Annotated in this window: 19 protein-coding genes; 7 read left to right on the forward strand and 12 right to left on the reverse strand. The window is 38.7% G+C overall.

Going from position 1 to position 22850, the window contains the following annotated elements:
* Nucleotides 1-30: 30 nt before the first annotated feature.
* The 3 genes from I6F40_RS13835 to pmbA form a co-directional block, all read right to left on the reverse strand.
* Complete coding sequence (locus tag I6F40_RS13835; RefSeq protein ID WP_166378228.1) at nt 31-2106, reverse strand: M13 family metallopeptidase; 2076 nt, start codon at nt 2104-2106, stop codon at nt 31-33.
* Nucleotides 2107-2359: 253 nt separating this feature from the next.
* Entirely contained in the window at nt 2360-2839 is a 480-nt protein-coding gene (locus tag I6F40_RS13840) for a DUF721 domain-containing protein (protein ID WP_166378230.1), read from the reverse strand.
* Nucleotides 2840-2911: 72 nt separating this feature from the next.
* Complete coding sequence (pmbA, locus tag I6F40_RS13845; RefSeq protein WP_007582066.1) at nt 2912-4261, reverse strand: metalloprotease PmbA; 1350 nt, start codon at nt 4259-4261, stop codon at nt 2912-2914.
* A gap of 144 nt (nt 4262-4405) precedes the next feature.
* Between pmbA and yjgA the strand changes: the two genes are divergently transcribed.
* On the forward strand, nt 4406-4939 hold the full coding sequence (yjgA, locus tag I6F40_RS13850) for a ribosome biogenesis factor YjgA (protein WP_007582068.1): 534 nt from the start codon (nt 4406-4408) through the stop codon (nt 4937-4939).
* Nucleotides 4940-5063: 124 nt separating this feature from the next.
* Nucleotides 5064-6437, forward strand: coding sequence for an oxygen-independent coproporphyrinogen III oxidase (gene hemN, locus I6F40_RS13855; RefSeq protein ID WP_166378232.1), 1374 nt, complete (start codon nt 5064-5066; stop codon nt 6435-6437).
* 93 nt (nt 6438-6530) lie between these two features.
* Here hemN and I6F40_RS13860 read toward each other — a convergent pair whose 3' ends face one another.
* The 3 genes from I6F40_RS13860 to I6F40_RS13870 form a co-directional block, all read right to left on the reverse strand.
* Entirely contained in the window at nt 6531-7046 is a 516-nt protein-coding gene (locus tag I6F40_RS13860; protein WP_010553820.1) for a DUF2489 domain-containing protein, read from the reverse strand.
* A 12-nt stretch (nt 7047-7058) separates the two neighbouring features.
* Nucleotides 7059-7655 (reverse strand): Der GTPase-activating protein YihI, encoded by a 597-nt coding sequence (gene yihI, locus I6F40_RS13865; protein ID WP_007582074.1) that lies wholly within the window; start codon nt 7653-7655, stop codon nt 7059-7061.
* Nucleotides 7656-8406: 751 nt separating this feature from the next.
* Entirely contained in the window at nt 8407-9039 is a 633-nt protein-coding gene (locus I6F40_RS13870) for a c-type cytochrome (protein WP_007582080.1), read from the reverse strand.
* Between the two features lie 281 nt (nt 9040-9320).
* On the opposite strand from I6F40_RS13870, the gene yihA reads away from it, so the two are divergent.
* Nucleotides 9321-9989 (forward strand): ribosome biogenesis GTP-binding protein YihA/YsxC, encoded by a 669-nt coding sequence (gene yihA / locus I6F40_RS13875; protein ID WP_166378234.1) that lies wholly within the window; start codon nt 9321-9323, stop codon nt 9987-9989.
* A gap of 9 nt (nt 9990-9998) precedes the next feature.
* Here the strand turns inward: yihA and I6F40_RS13880 are convergent, their stop codons facing one another.
* The 3 genes from I6F40_RS13880 to polA form a co-directional block, all read right to left on the reverse strand.
* Nucleotides 9999-10517: a DUF1285 domain-containing protein gene (locus I6F40_RS13880; protein WP_166378236.1), complete on the reverse strand. Its 519-nt coding sequence runs from the start codon at nt 10515-10517 to the stop codon at nt 9999-10001.
* Nucleotides 10514-11101 (reverse strand): YceI family protein, encoded by a 588-nt coding sequence (locus I6F40_RS13885; RefSeq protein WP_007582084.1) that lies wholly within the window; start codon nt 11099-11101, stop codon nt 10514-10516. Before I6F40_RS13885 ends, I6F40_RS13880 begins: the two co-directional genes overlap by 4 nt.
* A 490-nt stretch (nt 11102-11591) precedes the next feature.
* Complete coding sequence (gene polA, locus I6F40_RS13890) at nt 11592-14327, reverse strand: DNA polymerase I (protein ID WP_166378238.1); 2736 nt, start codon at nt 14325-14327, stop codon at nt 11592-11594.
* 524 nt (nt 14328-14851) lie between these two features.
* On the opposite strand from polA, the gene elbB reads away from it, so the two are divergent.
* The 3 genes from elbB to I6F40_RS13905 all read left to right on the forward strand — a co-directional run bounded on the left by elbB (nt 14852) and on the right by I6F40_RS13905 (nt 18850).
* On the forward strand, nt 14852-15499 hold the full coding sequence (gene elbB / locus I6F40_RS13895) for an isoprenoid biosynthesis glyoxalase ElbB (protein ID WP_166378240.1): 648 nt from the start codon (nt 14852-14854) through the stop codon (nt 15497-15499).
* Nucleotides 15500-15725: 226 nt separating this feature from the next.
* Nucleotides 15726-16121 (forward strand): c-type cytochrome, encoded by a 396-nt coding sequence (locus tag I6F40_RS13900; RefSeq protein WP_007582093.1) that lies wholly within the window; start codon nt 15726-15728, stop codon nt 16119-16121.
* 164 nt (nt 16122-16285) lie between these two features.
* Nucleotides 16286-18850, forward strand: a complete 2565-nt coding sequence (locus I6F40_RS13905; protein ID WP_197193062.1) for a sensor domain-containing diguanylate cyclase — start codon at nt 16286-16288, stop codon at nt 18848-18850.
* Between the two features lie 15 nt (nt 18851-18865).
* Here I6F40_RS13905 and rep read toward each other — a convergent pair whose 3' ends face one another.
* The gene (gene rep, locus I6F40_RS13910; RefSeq protein WP_166378244.1) at nt 18866-20884 is read right to left on the reverse strand and encodes a DNA helicase Rep; all 2019 of its coding nucleotides are present in this window, start codon (nt 20882-20884) and stop codon (nt 18866-18868) included.
* 162 nt (nt 20885-21046) lie between these two features.
* Between rep and ubiK the strand changes: the two genes are divergently transcribed.
* Nucleotides 21047-21310 carry a ubiquinone biosynthesis accessory factor UbiK gene (ubiK, locus tag I6F40_RS13915; RefSeq protein WP_101216535.1) on the forward strand — a complete coding sequence of 88 codons (264 nt, stop codon included), beginning with the start codon at nt 21047-21049 and terminating at the stop codon, nt 21308-21310.
* A gap of 217 nt (nt 21311-21527) precedes the next feature.
* Here ubiK and I6F40_RS13920 read toward each other — a convergent pair whose 3' ends face one another.
* Nucleotides 21528-22172: an NAD(P)H-binding protein gene (locus I6F40_RS13920; RefSeq protein WP_166378246.1), complete on the reverse strand. Its 645-nt coding sequence runs from the start codon at nt 22170-22172 to the stop codon at nt 21528-21530.
* A gap of 4 nt (nt 22173-22176) precedes the next feature.
* Complete coding sequence (can, locus tag I6F40_RS13925; protein WP_007582103.1) at nt 22177-22839, reverse strand: carbonate dehydratase; 663 nt, start codon at nt 22837-22839, stop codon at nt 22177-22179.
* Nucleotides 22840-22850: the final 11 nt, after the last annotated feature.

A 22850-nucleotide genomic window follows, 5' to 3' on the forward strand; every position in this document is an offset into this window, starting at 1 on the left:
ACTGGTTTTTTGTTATTTATAGTAATGCAATTACCAGATTTTTACGCGATCTTCTGGTTTGATATACATTTTATCACCTTCTTTTACGTCAAACGCTTCGTAAAACTCAGGCATGTTCGACAAGATACCGATTACACGGTAGTGACTTGGTGAATGAGGGTCTGTTAATAAACGATTACGTAACTCTTCATCGCGATAGTTACGACGCCAAATTTGTGACCAACCCATAAAGAAACGTTGATCGCCTGTGTAACCATCAATCACTGGTGATTTTTTATCACCTAAAGACAGCATATACGCTTTATGCGCAACCGTTAAGCCACCTAAGTCACCAATGTTTTCTCCAAGCGTTAGCTCGCCATTAACACTTGCATCTTCAAAAGGTTTATATTCGTTATACTGTGCAACTAAAGCTGCTGTACGCTCTTCAAATTGCTTAAGGTCAGTCTCACTCCACCAGTTACGTAAGTTACCGTCACCGTCGTATTTAGCACCTTGATCGTCAAAACCATGACCAAGCTCGTGACCAATTACTGCGCCAATTGCACCGTAGTTTACAGCATCATCCGCTTCTAAATTAAAGAATGGTGGTTGTAAAATTGCGGCTGGGAATACAATTTCGTTGTTTACTGGGTTGTAATACGCATTTACTGTTTGCGGAGTCATGTGCCACTCAGAACGATCAACTGGTTTACCCAATTTAGCAATCATGTCTGCGTATGCCCATTCGCTATAACGGATGTAATTACCTACTAACTCATCTGAGTTAATCTCTAGCTCAGAGTAGTCTTTCCACGTATCTGGGTAACCAATTTTAGGTGTAAATTTGTCTAGCTTTTCTTTCGCTGCAAGCTTTGTTTCAGGGCTCATCCACTCAAGGTTTTCAATAGCAACACCGTAACCTTTAATTACGTTATCAACTAACTCTTCCATGCGTGCTTTAGCTTCTGGCGGGAAGTTATCTTTAACGTATACCTTACCTAAAATTTCACCAAGTACACTGTTTGATGCATCAACCGCTTGCTTCCAAAGAGGTGCTTGTTCTTCTACGCCACGAAGCGTTGTGCTGTAAAAGTCAAAATTAAGATTAACTAAATCTTCGCTAAGTAGCTCTGCATAACCACTTACAAAATGGAATTTTAAGTAGTTTTTCCACGTTGCTAAATCAGTGTCTTTGTAAATAGTAGCAAGTGCTTCTAAGTAGCTTGGTTGACGTACAATAATGTCACTCGCAGTCACACCAGCATCTTTAAAGAATGCAGCTAAATCAAGGTCACCCATCAACTTGCTTGCATCTGCTACTGTCATCTTGTTATAAGATTTAGTTGCATCACGGCTTTGCACGCGGCTCCACTGTGCATCAGCTAATGTTTTTTCAAATGCAATAACACTCTTAGCGGCTTCTGCTGCATTTTTAACGCCTGATTTTGCCAAAACGTCAGTGATGTATTGCTCGTAAGAAGCGCGAATTTTAGTGAATTTTTCGTCATCTTTTAGGTAGTAGTCACGATCTGGTAAACCAAGGCCAGACTGAGATAAGTACAGTGCATACTCGCTTGAGTTTTTAGCATCATTATTTACAAACCAACCAAACGGTAAAGTACCGCCTTGTTTTTGAATTTTAGCCATTAAACCCACTAAATCAGCTTTAGATTTAACGCTATCAATTGTATCTAATGACGGTTGCAATGGCGTAATACCTAGCTCATTACGCGCAGCTTGATTCATGTAACTTTTATAAAATGCACCGATTTTGTACTCATCGCTGCCTTTTGCAGCGGCTTTGTTAGCGGCTGCACTTTCAAGGGCTATTTTCATCGCTTTTTGCGACTCATCATATAGCTGCGAAAAAGAACCGTAGTTAGATTTATCACCCGGTATTTCAGTTTTTGCTAGCCACTCACCGTTTACATGGTAGTAAAAATCGTCTTGTGCACGTACTGAACTATCCATATTGGCTAATTCAATACCAAGCTCTAGTGGTTTTTCAGCGAGTGCTGTTACTACTGGAGCGTCGGTTACTTTAGCTTCTTGTTGTTTTTCACCACAACCTACTAAACCAAGTGCAAGCGCAATGCTCGCAGCGGCCATTGTTACTTTATTCATAATGATTCCGTTTGTTAGTTAGAACTTAATACCAACTCCATTAAATTCTTGAATATAGCAGGAATAAAAATAGCACTGCCTACACGCTTTTACTTAATGGAATGGGTATCAAAGAGCTTCAATCAATATAAAGCCTACGCAGTATCATAAACCTCATTAGGCCAACAATAAAATGGAATATGTAACAAAGTATTTTGAATGCGGTGAGCTGCCAAATTAGCCCCACCAATAACAATATGGTGGGTAGTTAAGGCTAACTTTTACTTTTTCCGTGAAGCGCTAAACGCTCTAGCTTTTCTTTTAAAGAAGGAGGGGCCGAAGATGCTATCGCGTTTAAGTAATCAGCTGTTTGCTCACTCATTTTACGAGAGTTGGTAAATGCAGGGCTACCCGACTTATTCGCAGTACTTAATCGTTGAGTTGCTTGCGGATTTGCTGTGATTTTTATTTGCCCGAGCTCTGCCATTCCGGCGGCTCTAAAATGCGAAAGCATATCCATTTTTAAATAATTAAGCCTAAGCGCAATAGGTGCAGATACCGCCTCTATCATTAGCGTGCCATCTCGGTAATTACTTACTCGGCATTTATCACCCAACTTAGGACCTAAAAAATCTTTAAGTAGTGTTTGCTGTGTATCAAGTGCTTGGCTTTTGCCTGCATAAGCCGATAAACGATTATTTAACCCCGCCATAATATCGGTTAGCGGTTTTGGTGCATATCTATCTTTAGCCATTTTACACCTCGTAAAAGCTCACTTAGACCCAGAGATAATACTCTAGGTCTAAGTATACACTGCGTATTAATACTACGCGCCGGCTATTTGCATTTGCTCTATTAATACTGAGCCAGTTTGAATACCACCACGGCGTTCGATGTCACCACCAATAGCAGATATGCCTTTAAACATATCTTTTAAATTACCAGCAATGGTAATTTCGCTTACAGGATATTGGATTTCACCATTTTCAACCCAAAAACCAGCAGCACCACGAGAGTAATCACCCGTTACGGTATTTACGCCCTGCCCCATTAGCTCTGTAACTAATAAGCCGGTGCCCATCGTTTTTAATAGTGCAGTTAAATCGTTATGAGTTTGCTCAACAAGCCAGTTATGTATACCGCCAGCATGCCCTGTTGGGGTCATATTCATTTTACGCGCGGCATAACTTGCTAATAAATAAGTTTGTAGCTCGCCGCCTTGAATAATTTCCCTATCGAATGTTTTAACACCTTCGCTATCAAACGGTGACGACGCCAACCCTTTTAAAATATGTGGGCGCTCGGCAATATTCACACAATTACTAAATACTTGTGTGCCTAAGCTATCAAGTAAAAAACTTGATTTACGATAAAGCGCACCACCACCAATTGCCGACACTAAGTGACCAAATAATGAATTTGCAATATCGGCTCTAAAAATAACAGGCACTTTCATTGTGCCTAACTTTTGGCTATTTAATTTAGCCAATGTTTCAGCTGCTGCTTCAAGCCCAACTGCCGCTGCATCATTTAAACCCGCTTGGTCGCGGGCAACAGTATAAGCAGAGTCGCGTTGCATCTGCTCGCCATCTTGACCTATTACCATAGTACTAATGCTATGACGAGTGCGTGGAAAGCCAGTTATCAAACCATGGCTGTTACCATAAACACGTAATCCTTGGTGAGATGAAAAACTCGCACCATCAGAGTTAACAATGCGCTCATCTGCGTTTAATGCAGCTTGCTCAGCAGCATGACAAAGCTCAATACCTTCTTCAGGGCTTACATCCCAAGGATGGTATAAATCTAAATCTTTAGGATTAAATTCAAGTAACTCTTTATCAGCAACGCCGTTAAATGGGTCATCCGATGTAAATTTGGCTATATCAATCGCTTTTTCGACTACCATGCGCAATGTTTTTGGATTTAAATCAGCGGTTGACGCCGAACCTTTATTATTACCAACGTATACACTAATGCCTAAGCCGCCGTCTTGGTTAAACTCAATGGTTTCTACTTCACCCATTCGTGTACTAACCGATAAACCAGACGTGCTAGACATAGCCGCTTCTGCAGCTGTTGCGCCTAATTTTTTGGCATGTTCGAGTACTTCTGCTACCGCATCTTTAACTTGCGATATTTGAGAATAAATTGGATCGTTTTGTTGGCTTTTCATAAATTAAGTCCTGAGCCTTAGAGGCATAATGCACGCATTTCTTATATTTAAATGCTAACACACTCAATGCATCACATCAGCTAATATTCCTAAGTATCATATTCATGTATAATGGCAAAAGTTATTTTTATTTAAGAGCACCCCATGGCAAAGAAAAAAGGCAAGCCTGCTGAAATTGAAGAAGAAATTGAATATGTATCAAGAACGGAGCTTAAGCGCGAAGCGCAAGAGTTTCATCAGTTAGGTACTGAAATTGCCAAAATGGGTAAAAAACAGCGCGAACGCCTGCCATTAAATGACGATTTAAAAGCGGCAATGGTTGTTGCTGATAAAATAAGTAATAAAAGTGACGCGTACCGCCGTCATTTAAACTACATCGCTAAAACGTTGCGTACTGTAGAAAACATTGACGCTATTAGAGCGATTATCGATGTAATGCTTAATAAAAATAACCAAGCTGAAGTATTGGTCAAAAAAATTGAGCAATTACGTTCAGACCTAATTGAACAAGGTGATGACCTTATCAATGAGACTATTGAACAGTTTCCGTCTCTTGATCGTCAGCAAATGCGTCAATTGGTTCGTAATGCGGCGAAAGAAGCGAAAGCTGAAAAGCCGGGTAAAGGTTATAAAGAGTTATTTCAATATCTCAAAGATGCCCATACTGTTACGTATTAATTAGACCGCATTAATTGATATTTTATTAAAAAAGGTGCTTCGGCACCTTTTTTGTTATAGATCAAACCGCCTCACTGCGTACTTTTTTATAATCACCCCCTAAATAAATACTTAGGTGCGCGTGATGATTAAACTTCCACAATGGGATCAAACCCTAATAAACAAATATAATGTGTCTGGCCCGCGTTATACCTCGTATCCCACCGCTCTATCACTGCGTGATGGGTATCAACAACAAGACCTACTAAGCGCTGTAGAATCGTCAACGAGTCGTTCACTTTCTCTATATATTCATATCCCGTTTTGTAGCCAGCTTTGCTACTACTGTGGCTGTAATAAAATAATTACCCGCCATCAATCTAAGGCCGATACGTATCTCGACTTTTTAGCAAAAGAAATTACTGCCCAAGCTCATTTATTTAAAAACTACACGGTTGAGCAATTACATTTAGGTGGCGGTACTCCCACCTTTTTAACCGCAAAACAAATGACCCGTTTAATAAAGCTTTTAGAGCAGCACTTTAATTTTACAAGCACAACAGAGCGCGGCATTGAAATAGACCCACGCTCACTTGCCGATAATATGCTTGTTGATCTAAGAATACTTGGCTTTAACCGTGTCTCATTTGGGATTCAAGACTTTAACGACGACGTGCAACTTGCTGTTAATCGCCCGCAAAATGCAGATACGGTCAAGCAATTAATTACACAAGCTCGCGAGCTGGGATTTCAATCTATTAATGCAGATATGATTTACGGGCTTCCTCTGCAAACGCCAGAGAGCTTTAAGCAAACTATAGAGCAACTTATTGAGTTAAGCCCTGACCGAGTATCGGTGTTTAACTACGCGCATTTACCAGAGCGCTTTGCCGCACAGCGTAAGATTAAAGATGCAGATTTACCCAGTGCACATAATAAACTCACTATGTTTAAAAACACGCTGGAGCAGATGACGCAAGCAGGCTATCAATTTATTGGTATGGACCACTTTGCAAAAACCGATAACGAACTAGCTATTGCGCAAAATGAAGGCAAGTTACATCGTAATTTTCAAGGTTATACAACACATGGAAATTGTGATTTATTAGGCTTAGGCGTGTCATCAATTTCACAAATTGGCACTGCCATTTTACAAAATCAAAAAGAATTAAAACATTATTACCACAGCATCGAAACACAAATCGGCTGTGCTCTTAATAAAGGTATGCACTTAACGCATGATGATGTAATTCGTGCTGATGCAATTAAGCAGCTCATTTGCCAGTTTGAATTAGATATACAAGACTTTAGCGAAAAGCATGCGCTTATATTTAATGACTACTTTGAGGATGCGTTAATTGCGCTTACGCCACTTATAAAAGATGAACTAGTCACTATAAATGATAATAAAATTAGCGTAACGCCACGCGGCAACTTATTCATTCGTATTATTTGCATGTGCTTTGACGCTCATTTACAAAAACAAATAAATGCGACGCGTTTTTCACGAGTGATTTAACTGATACTAATTTAATGCAATTAGTATGAAAATTTTTACGCATAAAAAAAGCAGACCAAGGTCTGCTTTTTTTGAGTACTCGAAAAACTAAAGCTAGTTAAAAACTACTTTATCGCTGCCAGGAGCGGCTTTAAACTCGATGATAATTTTAGCGCAATCGGCTTTAACTTCATCTTTAAGTGTTTCTTCAGCTTGCCAACGAGCCTTATCTAGCTTAAAAATCTCTTTTTTAGCATATTTTTTACGTGCATCGTGTGTCGGCATTTCTTTAACTACCTGGTACATTTTATAAATGCCAGGATATTGTGTCGTTAAATCACGCTCGCTCTCAAAGCCATATTGAGACATAAGTACCCAAATACGTAAACAGCCTTCAGAAAACTCACACTGCTCTTCATTCATTGCACGCGCAATTAAATGAATACTATCGGCTAGTTTGGCATTTCGCTTTAAACGCGACTTCTCAAGCTTTTGCTTTTGTTCAGCCTGCGTTTTAGCAATTAACTTTTTTTGCGCATTTAACTTATACAGCAACTGACCCGCATAAAATGCCAGACCAACTATTATAGCAGCGCCTAAAAGTAAGGCTAAAATTACCGCGGTACTCATTATTTATCCTTACTATTTGTCGTCTTCATCTAACCATTCGTTGGCTAAATCGTCAGATAAGTATTGATCGAAATCAGAATTGCCTTTGCTTTCAATATCATCTTCAAGGTCATCTTCAAATTCGTCTTCATCCTCGTCTTCAATACCAAGAATTTCACATAACGCCTGATGGCGAGCAATACGGCTATTAAAGTACTTAGCATCTTTACCAGTTAGCATTTCACCTTCTTCATGACGCTCTACTAATTTAAGTAAACGCTCGTCATTCTCAAGTGCTTCTAGCTCTTGTTCAGGTGTAAATTCAGGCTCGATTACCTTTTTCAGCTCAATAGTTGGCTTTAAGTTGCGTTTCATTTCAACTTTAGGCTCAGGCGCAGTTGCAATTAATGGTACAGGCTTTTTACTGCCTACACGCTTATCTTTAGGCGCGTGACCAGCATTATGGCTTTCGCTATCTAGTAAATCTGGCGCGTTACGAGAACCTGGCTTAGCGCCTTTGGTTTTTTTAACTCGCTGCTCTTTTAATGCGCGCATTTCTTTAAGCTTATCTTGGCTTAAACGAACAGGTCCGTTTGCTGGGCTTTTGCGTGACTTTTTAGTTCTACTCATATCTTGATCATCTCACTTAAGAGGTTTTGAGCGAAGCGCAAATTAATGGGCATCGCAGTGCTGGCCTAGCCAGAAGAATTCAGTTTGCGCTTAGAGGTTGGGTCTCTCATTTAAAAGCGCCTTAGCTAATTAATCGCTAATTTTAAACGGTGGGTATTGTAACAGGACAAATAAAAAGGCGGTAGAGAAAACATCTCTACCGCCTGCTAATCTGAGCGCCATTATCTGGACACTTCTCCCTTCGACTTTTTTTAGTCTTTATTATTTTTATTATTATCAGTCCGTATTGTTATTATTTTTACGTTCCTTGTTACATTCCATTTTGTTTTTATTATTAAACTTCCATGAGTTTTTTATTATTTTCGGTCATCCTGACACTTTTTTATTATTTCCTTTAGTAGCACTAATCTTATGCTATGTAGTCATGCCGCGTTACTTTCCTTGATAGTTATTTCCGTTTTGTTATTGTTGTTTTGCGACAGTGGTTAATTTACTCGTTAATGATTTTGTTACAACTGGTTTATATAACTTTTATTATCTTTATTACATTGAGATATAAAAATAAACATAAATTACAATAAGTTAATAAATAATAAAAAATAAAAATAAGACTTTTCTTACAACCAGACATGGTCAATGTCTTACATTAAAACGGACGATATCGTTAATTTTTGACACAAAAAAAGCAGCCTAGGCTGCTTTTTTAACACATTGTAGTTTATTTATTATTAACTGCTAAATAAATACGACTTTAGTGTAAGCCACCTAAATACTGAGAAAGTACTTCGATGTCTTTATCTGTTAATTTTTTTGCAATATCGCCCATCATGCCATTTAAGTCATTATGACGAGTACCATCACGGAATTTTTCAAGTTGAGCCTTGATATATCCTGGATGCTGAAAAGAAATTTTTGGAAACTTAGCAAGTGACGAGCCATTACCACGTGGGCCATGACATGCTGCACATGATGGAATTCCACGTTCTGCATCGCCTGCTTTAAAAAGCATCTCGCCAACTTCAACAACATCTTTAGGTGTAGCACCTTCAGTCATGTTCATTGAAGAAAAATAAGCAGCTAGATCTTTCATGTCTTGCTCGCTAAGTGGCATAGCCATAGCGCTCATTACTGGATCCATACGCCCTTCTTTGCCGCCTGACGTCATACCTAATTTTAAATCCTGAAGTTGCTTAAGGATATAATCTGGATGTTGACCTGCAATTTTAGGGTAAATATTAACCGGCGCATTACCGTCTGGGCCGTGACAAGCCGCACACGTTGCTGATTTTTCTTTACCTGCGTTTACATCGCCATCAAATGCTGTTGCGTTGCTTGCTGACAACGCACCAAGCAATATTGTTAAAGATAGTGCTATTTTTTTCATGGTGAATTCTCTGTTTCCGACCCTGTATCATCTACAATCGTGATGTTGTAATACATATATTCTACACGATAATAAATTCTCTGGCACGTTTTCTACACATATTAAGCTTATAATTTACAGGGTTTTGACTTAGATTAAGCTTTAACATGTTTTAAATGTACCATAGGTGCTGTTTTTAGGTGGTTAAATACGCTTTTTAATACATCCTTTATAGTATAAAATACGCGCCCTGAGTGAATTTGGTTTACTCAACGTTATTTATTTAAGTTTTAGGAGAGCCTGTGCTCAAATCTCGTATCAAATATAATACTGCGTCTTTCGTAACAAGCGCTCCCGACATTACTAAATTACCTGCTGATACGGGAATTGAAGTTGCGTTTGCCGGTCGCTCCAACGCAGGTAAGTCGAGTGCATTAAATGCATTAACCGATCAGAAGCTAGCACGTACAAGTAAAACACCTGGACGTACTCAGCTAATCAATACATTCGATTTAGCTGATGTTGACGATATGCGCCTTATCGATTTACCAGGCTATGGTTTTGCTAAAGTACCAATCGAAATGAAAAAGAAATGGCAAAAATCGCTAGGCGAATACCTACAAAAGCGTCAAAGCCTAAAAGGTATTGTTATTTTAATGGATATTCGTCATCCATTAAAAGATTTAGACCGCGATTTAATTAATTGGGCTATTGGTAGTGAAATTCCAGTATTGGCACTATTAACTAAAGCCGATAAATTAAAGCAAGGCCCTCGTAAATCACAAGTACTGCAAGTTCGTCGTGAATTAAGCACGCTTGATGGGGATATTACAGTTCATGCATTTTCATCATTAAAAGGCACGGGTTTACCAGAAGTAGCTAAAAAACTAGATGAATGGTTTTTAGGTCCTGTTATTGCTGTACCACCTACCGATGAAACAATCACAGACGAAACTAACCCAGAGACTTAAACGCTGGCGTTACGATAAATAAAACTGCTTTCCTGCAGATTTAATAAAATAGCCGAGTTTATCAGACTCGGCTTTTTCAGCCCACTGATAATATACGCTTCGCGCAACACGCGCACTACAGCCATAAGGTAGCTTTAGATAAGGTACTTTTGACCCTTTATAGTCTTTTATAACTAAAGGCTGCTGAGCGTTCACCAACCACTGCCTAGCTAAATTATCAATACAACACAACACCTGCCCTTGCACTGTATTTTCAAAACGCCAATCAACAATAATAAACGGCGCATCATCAACCGTTATTGTTATTTTTTCGACAGGTGTTTTTAAATAAAATTGCTCACCTTCTTTACATAGAACAGAAGCAAACAGCTTCACCATGGCTGGGCGTGTTATTTCGCTGCCATCGTAAAACCATTTCCCCTCATGATTAATGACAATTGGCAGTTCACCACAATGATTAGGCTGCCAACTATCAAAAGGTTTGCTTGGCTCGCTTAATTGCTTGCTAAGCTCACTTAAAGAAATCACTGTTTTTTAAGTGTAATTGCAAATGTAACAGGCACTGCTGTTGCAATTGAAGGTAAGCCCGCTAGCTCTTGCAGCTTTTTAACGCCTTCGGTTACACCAAAATCATCACTATTAATAATAATAGGTGTTAATGATGATACCGTTAAATCACCACTTTGCGTGCTGTTAACGAGTACATCAATTGCCAATGGCTTTTTATTACCGTGAAAATCAAGCTCAGCTTTAATACCCTTCAATACATATTGACCAGGCTTTTTAATATTGCTCAGTTCTTTAGTTAAATTTGCAGTTAAAACAGCATTTGGAAATTTAGCCGCTTCGAATAAAAATGTCGTTAAACGCTCATTACGAATAGGAATTAGAGTTTCAGCTGATGTTAAATCAACATTAACGCTAAACTCGCCTTTATCAGAAAGCATACCTTCAAGGTTAGTAAAATGGTGAGCTTCAGCAATCGAATCTTTTTTAATTGAAACAAAGCTTAGTTGGCTTTTATCATTCACTAGCTGCCAATTGGCCTGAGCAACATTAGAAATAACTAAACTTGATAAAGAAAAACCTGCAATAGCTAATGCTTTAAACATAACGCACTCCTTAGTAATAAAATGAAAAGAATAAAAATAATATCACTTCGATGGTATCACCTGCGATGTACCCAAACCACCTCGAAATGACGAATGAATAATACAATTGGTATAGCGCAATAAAGAATTAATTAGATAGGATTTTCAGGCGTAAAACAAAAAACGGCCCACCAAACAAGTTGGTAGGCCGGTATAGCAAACTGGGGAGAAGCTATCAATTTGTTGCACCCTTTCAGATGCATCATCAACAGGATGTCCTACAGGATAGGACAGGCGGGACTTTAACAAAAGCACGCATTAAAATACAATCATATTCCTGTAAAACAGCTCGAATTGACGAACATATAACTATTTAATACAAATAGTTGCTTAAATTAACCTTATTTTAACTAAAGCTTGCATATACCTGATTGAATCGCTGTTATTCGCCATTTTTATTAAACATAAAAAAAGCGCCAAAAGGCGCTTTAATTAAAATGCTCAAATTGCATTAATGAGCTTGTTCCCAGTTGTCACCTTCATCAGCTTCAACTATAAGTGGTACATCTAGCGCAGCAGCTTGCGACATCAGTTCACAGATGTGTTTTGTGTACTGTGGTGCGCAGTCTGTTTTGATTTCAAATACTAATTCATCGTGCACTTGCATAAGCAGCTTAATTGTATTTGGTGCTTGTTCGTGTACCCAGCGGTTAACGCTCAGCATTGCCTTTTTGATAATATCGGCGGCAGTACCTTGCATTGGTGCGTTTATAGCAGCACGTTCGGCTCCTTTTCTGCGCGCCCCATTACGTGCGTTTATTTCTGGTAAATGTAGGCGACGACCAAATATTGTTTCAACGTAGCCATTTTCAGCTGCTTTTTCGCGCGTTGTTTCCATGTACTCTAATACACCTGGAAAACGCTCAAAGTATTTATCTATGTAATGCTGCGCTTCGTGGCGTGGCACATCTAGTTGACGTGCTAAACCAAATGCCGACATACCGTAAATTAAGCCAAAGTTTACTGCTTTCGCCTTACGGCGCATATCGGTAGTTACATCATCAAGCTCGACACCAAATACTTCAGCGGCAGTTGCACTATGTACATCTAAGCCGTTAGCAAATGCATTTAATAGACCTTTGTCTTGTGAAAGATGCGCCATAATACGCAGCTCAATTTGACTGTAATCGGCAGCAACAATTTTATAACCATCTGCGGCTATAAACGCTTCACGAATACGACGTCCTTCTTCTGAACGAATAGGAATATTTTGTAAATTAGGATCAGTTGAACTCAAGCGCCCCGTAGCTGTAATTGCCTGATGATAAGACGTATGTACACGCTGGGTTTTCTCATTCACCATTAATGGTAATTTATCGGTGTAAGTTGATTTAAGCTTTGATAAACCTCGGTGCTCTATAATTACTTTAGGTAGCGGATAATCATGAGCAAGTTCTTGCAGTACTTCTTCTGCGGTAGAAGGTGCACCTTTAGGCGTTTTTTTAATAATAGGCAGTCCAAGCTTTTCAAACAACAGTACTTGTAGCTGTTTTGGCGAACTTAAGTTAAATGGTTCGCCTGCTATTTCAAACGCTTCTTTTTCAAGCTCAATTAAACGCTCGCCTAAACGCATGCTATGCGCTCCAAGCATATTGCTATCTATCGCAACACCGGTGCGTTCAATATCAGAAATCACACTAATAAGTGGCATTTCTATATCTTCAAATACCGATTTTAGTTTTTCATCAGCTGCTATTTTTGGCCAAAGCACTTCGTGTAAACGCAAAGTAATATCGGCATCTTCAGCGGCGTAAGGTGCTGCTTTTTCAAGTTCAATTTGGTTAAAGGTAAGTTGCTTTTTACCTTTGCCAGCAATATCTTCAAAGCTAATATTTTTATGACCTAGGTATTTAAGTGCTAGCGAGTCCATATCGTGACGCGTGCCTACACTATTAAATACATACGACTCAAGCATAGTGTCAAACTTAATACCATTTAGCGCAAAGCCTGCATTCGCTAATACGCTTTTGTCATATTTAAGGTTTTGCCCTACTTTAGCTTTGTTTTCATCTGCCAAAATTGGACCTAGCTTTTGCATTACAAATTCAAGGCTTAATTGCTCAGGCGCACCCGGATAGTCATGCGCTACCGGTAAATACACAGCTTCACCCGCTTTTACGGCAAAGCTCATACCCACCAATTGCGCTTTCATGTAATCAAGGCTGGTTGTTTCAGTATCAAATGCAAATAACTCAGCACTATTTAATTGCTCTATTAGCGTATCAAATTGCACTTGCGTTAAAATAGTTTCGTAATGAGCATCTTCTACTTTTGGTAATTCAGTGGCTTGGGTAGGTACAGCTAAATGTGTTTCAGCATCTTTAGGATTATCAAGTAATTCAGCTAACCAACGACGGAATTCGCACTCACCATATAATGCAATTAATTCGTCTTTGTTAGGCTCTTGAAGTTTGAATGTATCAAGATCAGATTCAACTTCAACATCGCACTTAATTGTCGCAAGTTCGTAGCTTAAAGGCAGATGATCAAGAGCAATTGCTAACTTTTCGCCTATTTTACCTTTAATCTCACTGGCGTGATCCATTACACCTTGAAGAGAACCATATTTTTCTAACCATTTAACTGCAGTTTTAGGACCACAACCTTCAACACCCGGAATATTATCGACCTTATCACCCATTAATGCTAAGTAATCAATAATAAGTTCAGGGCCTACACCAAACTTTTCAACCACGGTAACGGGATCTGAAATACTGTCAGTCATCGTGTTTATTAGCATAACGTGTTCATTAACAAGCTGTGCCATGTCTTTATCGCCAGTAGAGACGAGTACATGTCGTTTTTGCTCTGACGCTATACGTGCAAATGTACCAATAACATCATCAGCTTCAACGCCTTCAATACTAATTAGCGGAAAGCCCATCGCTTTAATAATACTGTGTATTGGTGCTATTTGAGTGCGTAAGTCATCCGGCATAGGCGGACGATTTGCCTTATACTCGCTATACATATCGTTACGGAACGTTTTACCTTTAGCATCAAATATAACCACCATATGTGAGGGATTGTATTGTCTGATCAAGCTTTTAAGCATGTTGATCACGCCATAAATAGCGCCCGTAGCTTCACCTTTAGAATTAGTTAAATGCGGCGGAGAATGATAAGCACGAAATAAATATGACGAGCCATCAACTAAAATAAGTGGGTTTTCGGGGATCTGAGCCATGGTGAATTTGGATCCTAAATGCAAAAAATTAAGGTAATTATAAGCATGCCATAAGGTAGTAAATAAAACGACAGTGAATTACTGCTTATCGTGTTATTAAAACTATAGCAAGCTGTGGATAAGTGTGTAGATAACAGCCACGAGCTATTCTTCCAAAGCATTATAAAATGCCTAGAAAATACTTTAACTGTATGTTTTAATTTAAAAAAGATAATACGAGGTTCTTTTTTTATTATTTTAAACCAATGTGGAAAAAGGTTTTCTAATGACTGCTTGTGCTGTTATTCACTTTGATTATTCGCGTCCATTTAAATAACCGGAGGAGTATTCTAGCACAATGGATCGAAGATCATAGCGATCCTTTATAATTTTTTTAAAGGCAAAGTGATCGCAAATGGCATAAACCGCAATACAACTTGCATAGAGAATGATTTTTGTACTAAAAATTTATTTTCGCGAGAAATTTTGAGCATGTTAGACTTCATCCGATCGACTTATAAAAAAGACTTTAGGGGCACAAAAGCATGAAAAACGTAGCGGTAATATTAGCAGGGTCTGGTGTGTACGATGGTAGTGAAATTAATGAAGCAATTTTAACTTTATTACATATAGCCAAAAATGGCGCAACGTATCAGTGTTTTGCACCGGATATTGAACAACTTCATACCATTAACCATTTAACGGGCGAAGTAATGCCTGATAAGCGTAATGTATTAACAGAAGCGGCTCGTATTGCACGGGGTGACATTAAATCGCTGCTTGAACTAGACGCAACTCAGTTTGACGCATTAATTGTACCTGGCGGTTTTGGCGCTGCAAAAAACTTATGTGACTTTGCAATTAAAGGCGCAAAAGCAAATATTAATGAAGACGTACTTAATGCTTGTAAATCATTTGCAAAAGAAAATAAGCCTGCTGGTTATATGTGTATTGCACCCGTTTTGATCCCATTTATTTACGATAACGCTGTACTTACGATTGGTAACGATGCAGAGACAGCACAAGCGCTAAGCACATTAGGCGCTAAACATATAAATTGTGCAGTAGATGATGTTGTTATTGATCAGCCAAATAAGCTAGTTACAACCCCAGCTTATATGCTTGCCCAATCGATTATTGAAGCCGATGCAGGGATCGAAAAACTAGTTAGTAGCGTATTATCAATAAATTGATCTTAGGATCTAAAAGTTAATTGTATGACTGTTTGCGCTTATTAAATTGCTTAACAAAAAACAGTAAATAATTAAATTTTATTGCGTTAACGCAAAAAGTAGTCAGTTTTATTAATAAAAACGCCTCTTAGCATTTTATAAATTGGCTCAGAGAGTTATAATCGGTTTAATTTCCGTCATCTTTAATCGTGATTGATCACGTTCAAATCGAAGTGAGCAAGGCAAAATGAAAAAATTAACAGCTGCAGCATTATTAATGCTAGCAACCACTGCATACGCACAGCCATATGATAACTCTATGACTGAAGATGCAATTAAAGCACGTCTCGCGCCGGTTGGTGCTGTATACCTTGAAGGCGATAAAGCTGCTGTAGCAGCGGCGCCTACAGGCCCTCGTTCTGGTGAGCAAGTGTATCAAGGTGCGTGTTTTGCATGTCACGGTACTGGTGCACTAGGCGCGCCTAAATCGCCTGACGATTGGGCTCCACGTATAGCTAAAGGTAAAGACACTTTACTTGAGCATGCACTAAATGGCTTTAATGCGATGCCTCCAAAAGGCACCTGTATGGATTGTTCTGATGATGAGATAAGCGCTGCTATCGACTTCATGACATCTAAATAAATACAGCTAAAATACACAAAAAAGGTTTACTTCGGTAAGCCTTTTTTAATACCTAAAATAGTGTTTCTAGCCAGTATGGTAGTACGAATATCAACTTGACGATAGGCGCTAAAAGTGAAAGTATAAGGCTAATAACTATACAATAAGAATAGCCGGTTATATCATTGGAAGATAAACTCTCAGTATCGAGTAAATTGGCGTATCAAAATAAACGTCTAAAAACATTACTCAATAAATACAAACAATCACATCACTTACAAAATGCGCTGATACAATTATCAGAGCAAGCAAGTACTGTTGCCGAGCTAACCCTACTTTATCCAGCTATCCACGACATTTTACAAAAGTATGTGCCGAGTAAAAGTTTTTATGTGGTGCTGTTAAATCAATACAGTCAATCGCTAGAACTTTCTTACTTTTCAGATGAAAAAGATGGTATTGCCGTCGCCCTTAATCAATCAAATAGCTTTGATGAAGGCGCCACTGGTTATGTATTTAAACAGGGTAAAACCACATGCTTTACCAAACAGCAAATGCAAGGTGCCGCAGCAGAAGGCTTATTTAAAGCATTAGGCACTCCAGCAGAGCATTGGGTAGGTGTACCGGTTTACCAAGAACATAATATTATCGGTGTATTAGCAGCGCAAAGTTACGATACAAAACAAGGCTATAGCTCACAACAAATACAATTACTTGAGTTTATGTCGCTTTATTTAGCAACTGCAATAGAGCGTGTAAAAAAACGAGAGCTCCTTGAGTCAGAAGTTAAAATTCGCACCCGTGCACTCACTCAAAGTAACGACGCGTTAAACCTTGAAATAGAACAACGTAAACGCGCTCTTCAACGCCAACAAATTCTGTTTAAAATATCCGAAATAGCAACGCAAGCTAAAAACCTTGATGATGCTTACTTTAAGATACATGAAATAATAAAAACAATTACCTACGCAGAAAACTTATATATTGCACTTTATGATAAAGAGTCTGGCTGGATAAGCTTTCCTTATTGTGTAGATGAATTTAAAGAAAACACACAACCAAGACGCTTTGCTAAAGGTTATAGTGAACTGGTAATAAGCACTGAAGAAACGCAACTTATACACCCGTGTAGGGCAAAAGAATTAATAGAAAGCGGTGTAGTACAAAGAGCTAAGCCTGTACAAAAAGAGCAAATGGCCACTAGTTGGTTAGGCGCTCCACTTAAAACAGCTCAAGGTGTCATCGGCCTCATTGTTTGCCAAGCTTACGATAACAAACATATTTTCAGCCAGGATGATTGTGAGCTAATTACCTTTGTATCACATCAAATTGCAGCTGTTTTACAAACAAAGCTCGCCAATCAAGCTATTGCAAAAAGCCACCAAGAACTCGAATTTAGAGTAAACGAAAAAACCAAAGAACTGCGTCAAACTAATTTACACTTACAAATGCAAATAGATGAACGCAAAAAAATAGAGCAGCAGCTTTATCATGACGCACATCACGACTCTCTTACTAGCTTACCTAATCGCAGCCTATTTTTAACTCAGCTTGAAAAAACGCTACAACATTATCAGCGTTTTCCTGAACATAATTTTGCTGTTTTATTTATCGATTTAGATAAGTTTAAAGACATTAATGACCAGCTTGGTCACCATGCTGGCGATCAATTTTTAATTAACGTTGGTGAGTTATTTACCCAGTGTACACGCGAACACGACTTACTCGCGCGTCTAGGCGGTGATGAGTTTGTTATTTTATTAACGCATTTAACTGAGCCTCAACAAGCAGAAGATGTTGCTAATCGTATTATCGACTTAATGAAAAAGCCTTTTTGCCTTAAAGGCGAATCACTTCAAAGTGGTGCTAGTATAGGAATAACCTACTCAAAGCAAAGCTATATGCATACGGATGAAATTATTCGTGATGCCGATGCTGCAATGTATCACGCTAAAAACTCAGGAAAAAATCGCTACGAGCTATTTCATTCGCTATTAACGCAATCAATACCTGCGCAAGCTCTAAAAGCACAACATCACCTTGATATATTACCTATGAGTTTTAGAAGCTCAGAAATAATTACGCTTGATGAGCAACATCAGTCTGAATCTTTATTTGAAGCATTTGGTGAACACCCAATACTTGGCTTTACTAGCTTTGATATTTTGAAAAAGTTTGCATCAGATAAAGAACAGCACCTCGAGATAGAGTTACAGTTATTACAACGCGCTTATGCACAAGCAATTACCGCAAATGTAACTATGGCGCTGGTTCCTTGCTCTGGTTTACTACTCGAGGAGCACGAATTTGTTTTATTTACAGATACGCTAAATAAACAACAAGGACATAGCCAGCTTTGTTTGATATTTGATGAGCAAGAAATTCGTCACGCAAGCGCAACACAAATAGAAAACCTCAAAAAGCTATCACAACTTGGTTATTCAATTGGTTTAAACAATTTCGCTAAAGATCGATGCGAACTTAATTTACTAACCGATATTAATTTTGACTATCTGCTACTTAGCTCGACCTTTAGTAAGCGTGTTTTACAACAAGAAAGTTACGATTTTCAGCTACAAGGGGTGCTAGCAATTACGAAGCTCAAAGCAATGAAAGTCATTGCTAAAGGGCCATCAATACTTAATTTTAGAGCTTTACTAGACAAGCACGGTTTGGCATTTTTTGTGGGAAAACAACACGCTCTAGTGTGTTCTGAGTTACCTAAAATACAAGCAACCCAGTCTTTATAAAATTAGCCTGAGGTATTACTCAGGCTTTTTAAACATTGCACGAAGGTTAGCGACCCTTGCTTGGCCTTTTTCCATTCGCTCTACTTGCGTATTTGGCGCCTTTTTATTTTCAAACGCGAGATCGTCCTGCGGTAACTCTTGTACAAATCGGCTTAACTCAGTTTGTGAGGTTTCACCAAATTGACGACGTATTTTTGCATAAGTAAGTGTTAACTCCTGCTGCGCACGAGTAATACCAACATAAGCTAAGCGGCGTTCTTCATCTACGTTATCTTCATCAATACTTACCTGATGCGGGAGTAAGCCCTCCTCCATGCCTACCATAAATACATATGGATACTCTAAGCCCTTTGATGCATGTAGTGTTGATAAGTGCACTGCATCTGTTTCATCTTCTTCTTCGTTACGCTCAAGCATATCACGAAGGGTTAGCTTGCTAACAACCTCGGCTAATGTCATTGGTTCGTTGTCGGCATCACCGGTCAACATGTCGGTTATCCAGCGATACAATTCAGATACGTTTTTCATGCGCATTTCGGCGGCTTTAGCACTCGGTGACGACTCGTACAAATATGCTTCGTAATTAATGTTACGTACTAAGTCTTTAACAGCTCCAAGCGTATCACCACGTACTGCGTTATCTGATAGCTCAACAACCCAGCGTGCAAACCCAGCAAGCGCATTAAAACCACGCCCTTTTAGTCTGTAGCCTAAATCGTTATCAAAACAGGTAGCAAATAAGCTCGCGTGTTTTTCGTTAGCAAGCGTACCAAGCTTTTCAAGTGTAACCGTGCCTATTTCGCGTCGTGGTGTATTTACGATACGTAAAAATGCATTGTCATCATCTTGATTAACTAGCAAACGTAAATACGCCATAATATCTTTAATTTCTGAACGAGCAAAAAATGACATACCGCCACTAATTTTATAAGGGATACGGTTACTCATTAATGACTTTTCAAAGCCACGTGCTTGATGATTACCACGATATAAAATCGCGTAATCTTTATAGCTGGTACGCTTCATAAACTTATGTGAAATTATTTCAGCAACCACACGCTCAGATTCATGCTCTTCATCGCGGCACCCTATTACTTTAATCGGCTCACCATAACCTAGTTCACTAAATAACTTTTTCTCTATGTCATGTGGGTTATTCGCAATTAAAATGTTAGCCGCTTTTAGTATTCGCCCTGCACTTCGATAGTTTTGCTCAAGCTTTATAAGTCTAAGCCCTGGGTAGTCTTTACCTAATAACACTAAGTTTTGTGGGCGAGCACCACGCCATGAGTAAATTGATTGATCGTCATCACCTACCACAGTAAAACGGGCACGCTCGCCTACTAGCAATTTAACAAGTTGATATTGGCTTGTATTGGTATCTTGATACTCATCCACCAGCAAGTATTTAAAGCGTTGCTGCCAGCGCTCACGAGATGTGGCGTTATTAGTAAGTAACAAAGTAGGGATCATAATTAAATCATCAAAATCCAGTGCGTTATAAGCACGTAGCTGATTTTGATAGCGAGCATACAGCTGTGCAAACAATGCCTTTTGCGCATCACGCGCTTCGCGTATTGCTTGCTCTGGCAGTACTAATTCATTTTTCCAACTACCAATTTCCATTTTAAGTAGTTTGAGTAAGTCCTTGTCTTTTTTTAGCTCATCTTCGGTGAGTTCACTAAGAAGCTGATTGGTATCTTGATCATCAAATAGCGAAAAGCCGGGTTTAAACCCTAATGTGCTTAACTCTTTTTTTATTATTTCTAAACCGAGTGTATGAAACGTTGATACCCACAAACCTTTAGCGTCTTGTTTACCAAGTGTTTGCAGTACTCGTTCACGCATTTCTTTGGCTGCTTTATTGGTAAAAGTAACAGCGGCTATATTTCGCGCTTTGTACTCACATTTTTTCACTAAATAAGCAATTTTATTCGTAATAACACGGGTTTTACCGGAGCCTGCGCCTGCGAGTACTAAGCATGGACCACTAATATATTTTACGGCTTCATCTTGTTTAGGATTGAGTTTCATAACGACCAAAGAAATTTAAAAGACGCGCAATTTTAACGTAACCATTACTGCGAGCATAGCAATTGCCTTAATTAATTAAGGTAAAGATGATCATGTGTTAAATACCGTGGGTATAAGGTAATATTAGTTATTATTATTTTAGGCCGCATCGAAGGGACAAATATGATCAACCCAGCAAAACTTGAAGAAATTGCTAAGCAAATTACTAGCAATATGCCACAAGGTGTAAAAAACCTAGCAGAGACACTCGAAGGTAAAACAAAGCAAGTTTTACAAAACAAGCTTGCTGAGATGGATTTTGTGAGCCGTGAAGAATTTGATGTGCAAAGCCAAGTACTTATTCGTACTCGCGAAAAACTAACCGAACTTGAAGCTAAAGTTGCATTGCTTGAGCAACAACTTAGCACCAAACCTGACGCTGAATAATTATACCAATTGCATTAGATTAGTGTTCTATTATAGCGATAAGAAAATAGCTCAATAACAAGGCTAAAATTATGCTACATAGTTGTTCTATATAAATAATTTTTAACGTAGTTGGTGAGTTATTTAATACGCTAGAATGATCATTTTTTTAATAAAATTGGTATTAATTTAATGTACAAAAAAGGCAGCTTAGGCTGCCTTTTGCGTTTTACTAAGTTTATTCAAATAGCTCATCTAGCACATAATAGAATAACTTAGCCTGCTGCGCTAAACTCACACTCAGCATTTTTTGCGCAACTTGCTCGCCAGTTATTGGTTTGTAACGCTTTAAAAACGCAAATCGTGTAATAACAGGAAAAATAATACTGCCTATCTTTTCTGCCACTCTAAATTGCTCACGATCACCCAATAATAAAGACGGTTGTAAAATACTTATTTTATCAAAAGGGAGTGCTTTAATATGTTGCTCAAGCTCACCCTTCATTTTCAAATAAGCACTATTACTGTGCGTGTTCGCCCCGCTTGATGACACTAAGCAGTAATGCGTAACACCATTACATGCCGCTAACTGCGCCGCTATAAACTGATAATCAAAATCCACTTTACGCTGGGCTTGTATAGAGCCCGCCCGTTTACGGGTTGTGCCCAAACACGAAAACAATACGTCACCTTTAAAAAGCTCAACGTATTGAGTTAATTTTTCAAAATCAATAACGTGATTAACTAGCTTTGCGTGTGTAATAGGCAAAGCCCGACGACTTAACGTAACCACTTTGGTATAACGATCGCTATTAAGTAGCTTATGTAGCAACTCATTACCGACCAAACCTGTAACACCTATTAATATCGCCGTTTTAGTCATAAATTTATTTATTTTCGCCCACTTTATTAAGTACGTGCTGCACTGCTTTTTTGTAGCTTTGCGTTTCTTCACTCGCGCACGTTACTACAGATTCTAAATCATGAAGGTGGCCGTTTTCTAAACCATAAACCCAACCATGAACGCTTAGCTCTTGGCCGCGTTCCCACGCATCTTGCACAATGTTAGTACGGCATACATTACGTACTTGCTCAATTACATTTAGCTCAATAAGGCGGCTTAAACGTTCGCTTTCTGGCATTGCATCAAGTTGTTCAAGATGCTTTTCTTTTACATCCCCTACATGGCGTAGCCAATTATCAATAAAGCCAAATTTTGCATTGTTTAAAACGGCTTGTACGCCACCACAGCCATAGTGACCTACTACCATAATATGTTTTACTTTTAAAACCTCTACAGCGTACTGCATAACCGACAAACAGTTATGGTCAGTGTGTACAACCACGTTAGCAACGTTACGATGCACAAATAATTCGCCTGGTAATAAATCAACTATTTGATTAGCAGGTACACGAGAGTCTGAACAACCAATCCATAAATACTCTGGATTTTGTTGCATAGATAAAATTTTAAAAAACTCAGGATCAGCTTCGCTTGTACGTGCAGCCCAACGTTTATTGTTATCGAATAAATTTTTTAACTTTCTCATTGCATCTCTTA

This window comes from Pseudoalteromonas sp. SWXJ133 (assembly GCF_015864365.1).
Taxonomy (GTDB): domain Bacteria; phylum Pseudomonadota; class Gammaproteobacteria; order Enterobacterales; family Alteromonadaceae; genus Pseudoalteromonas; species Pseudoalteromonas arctica.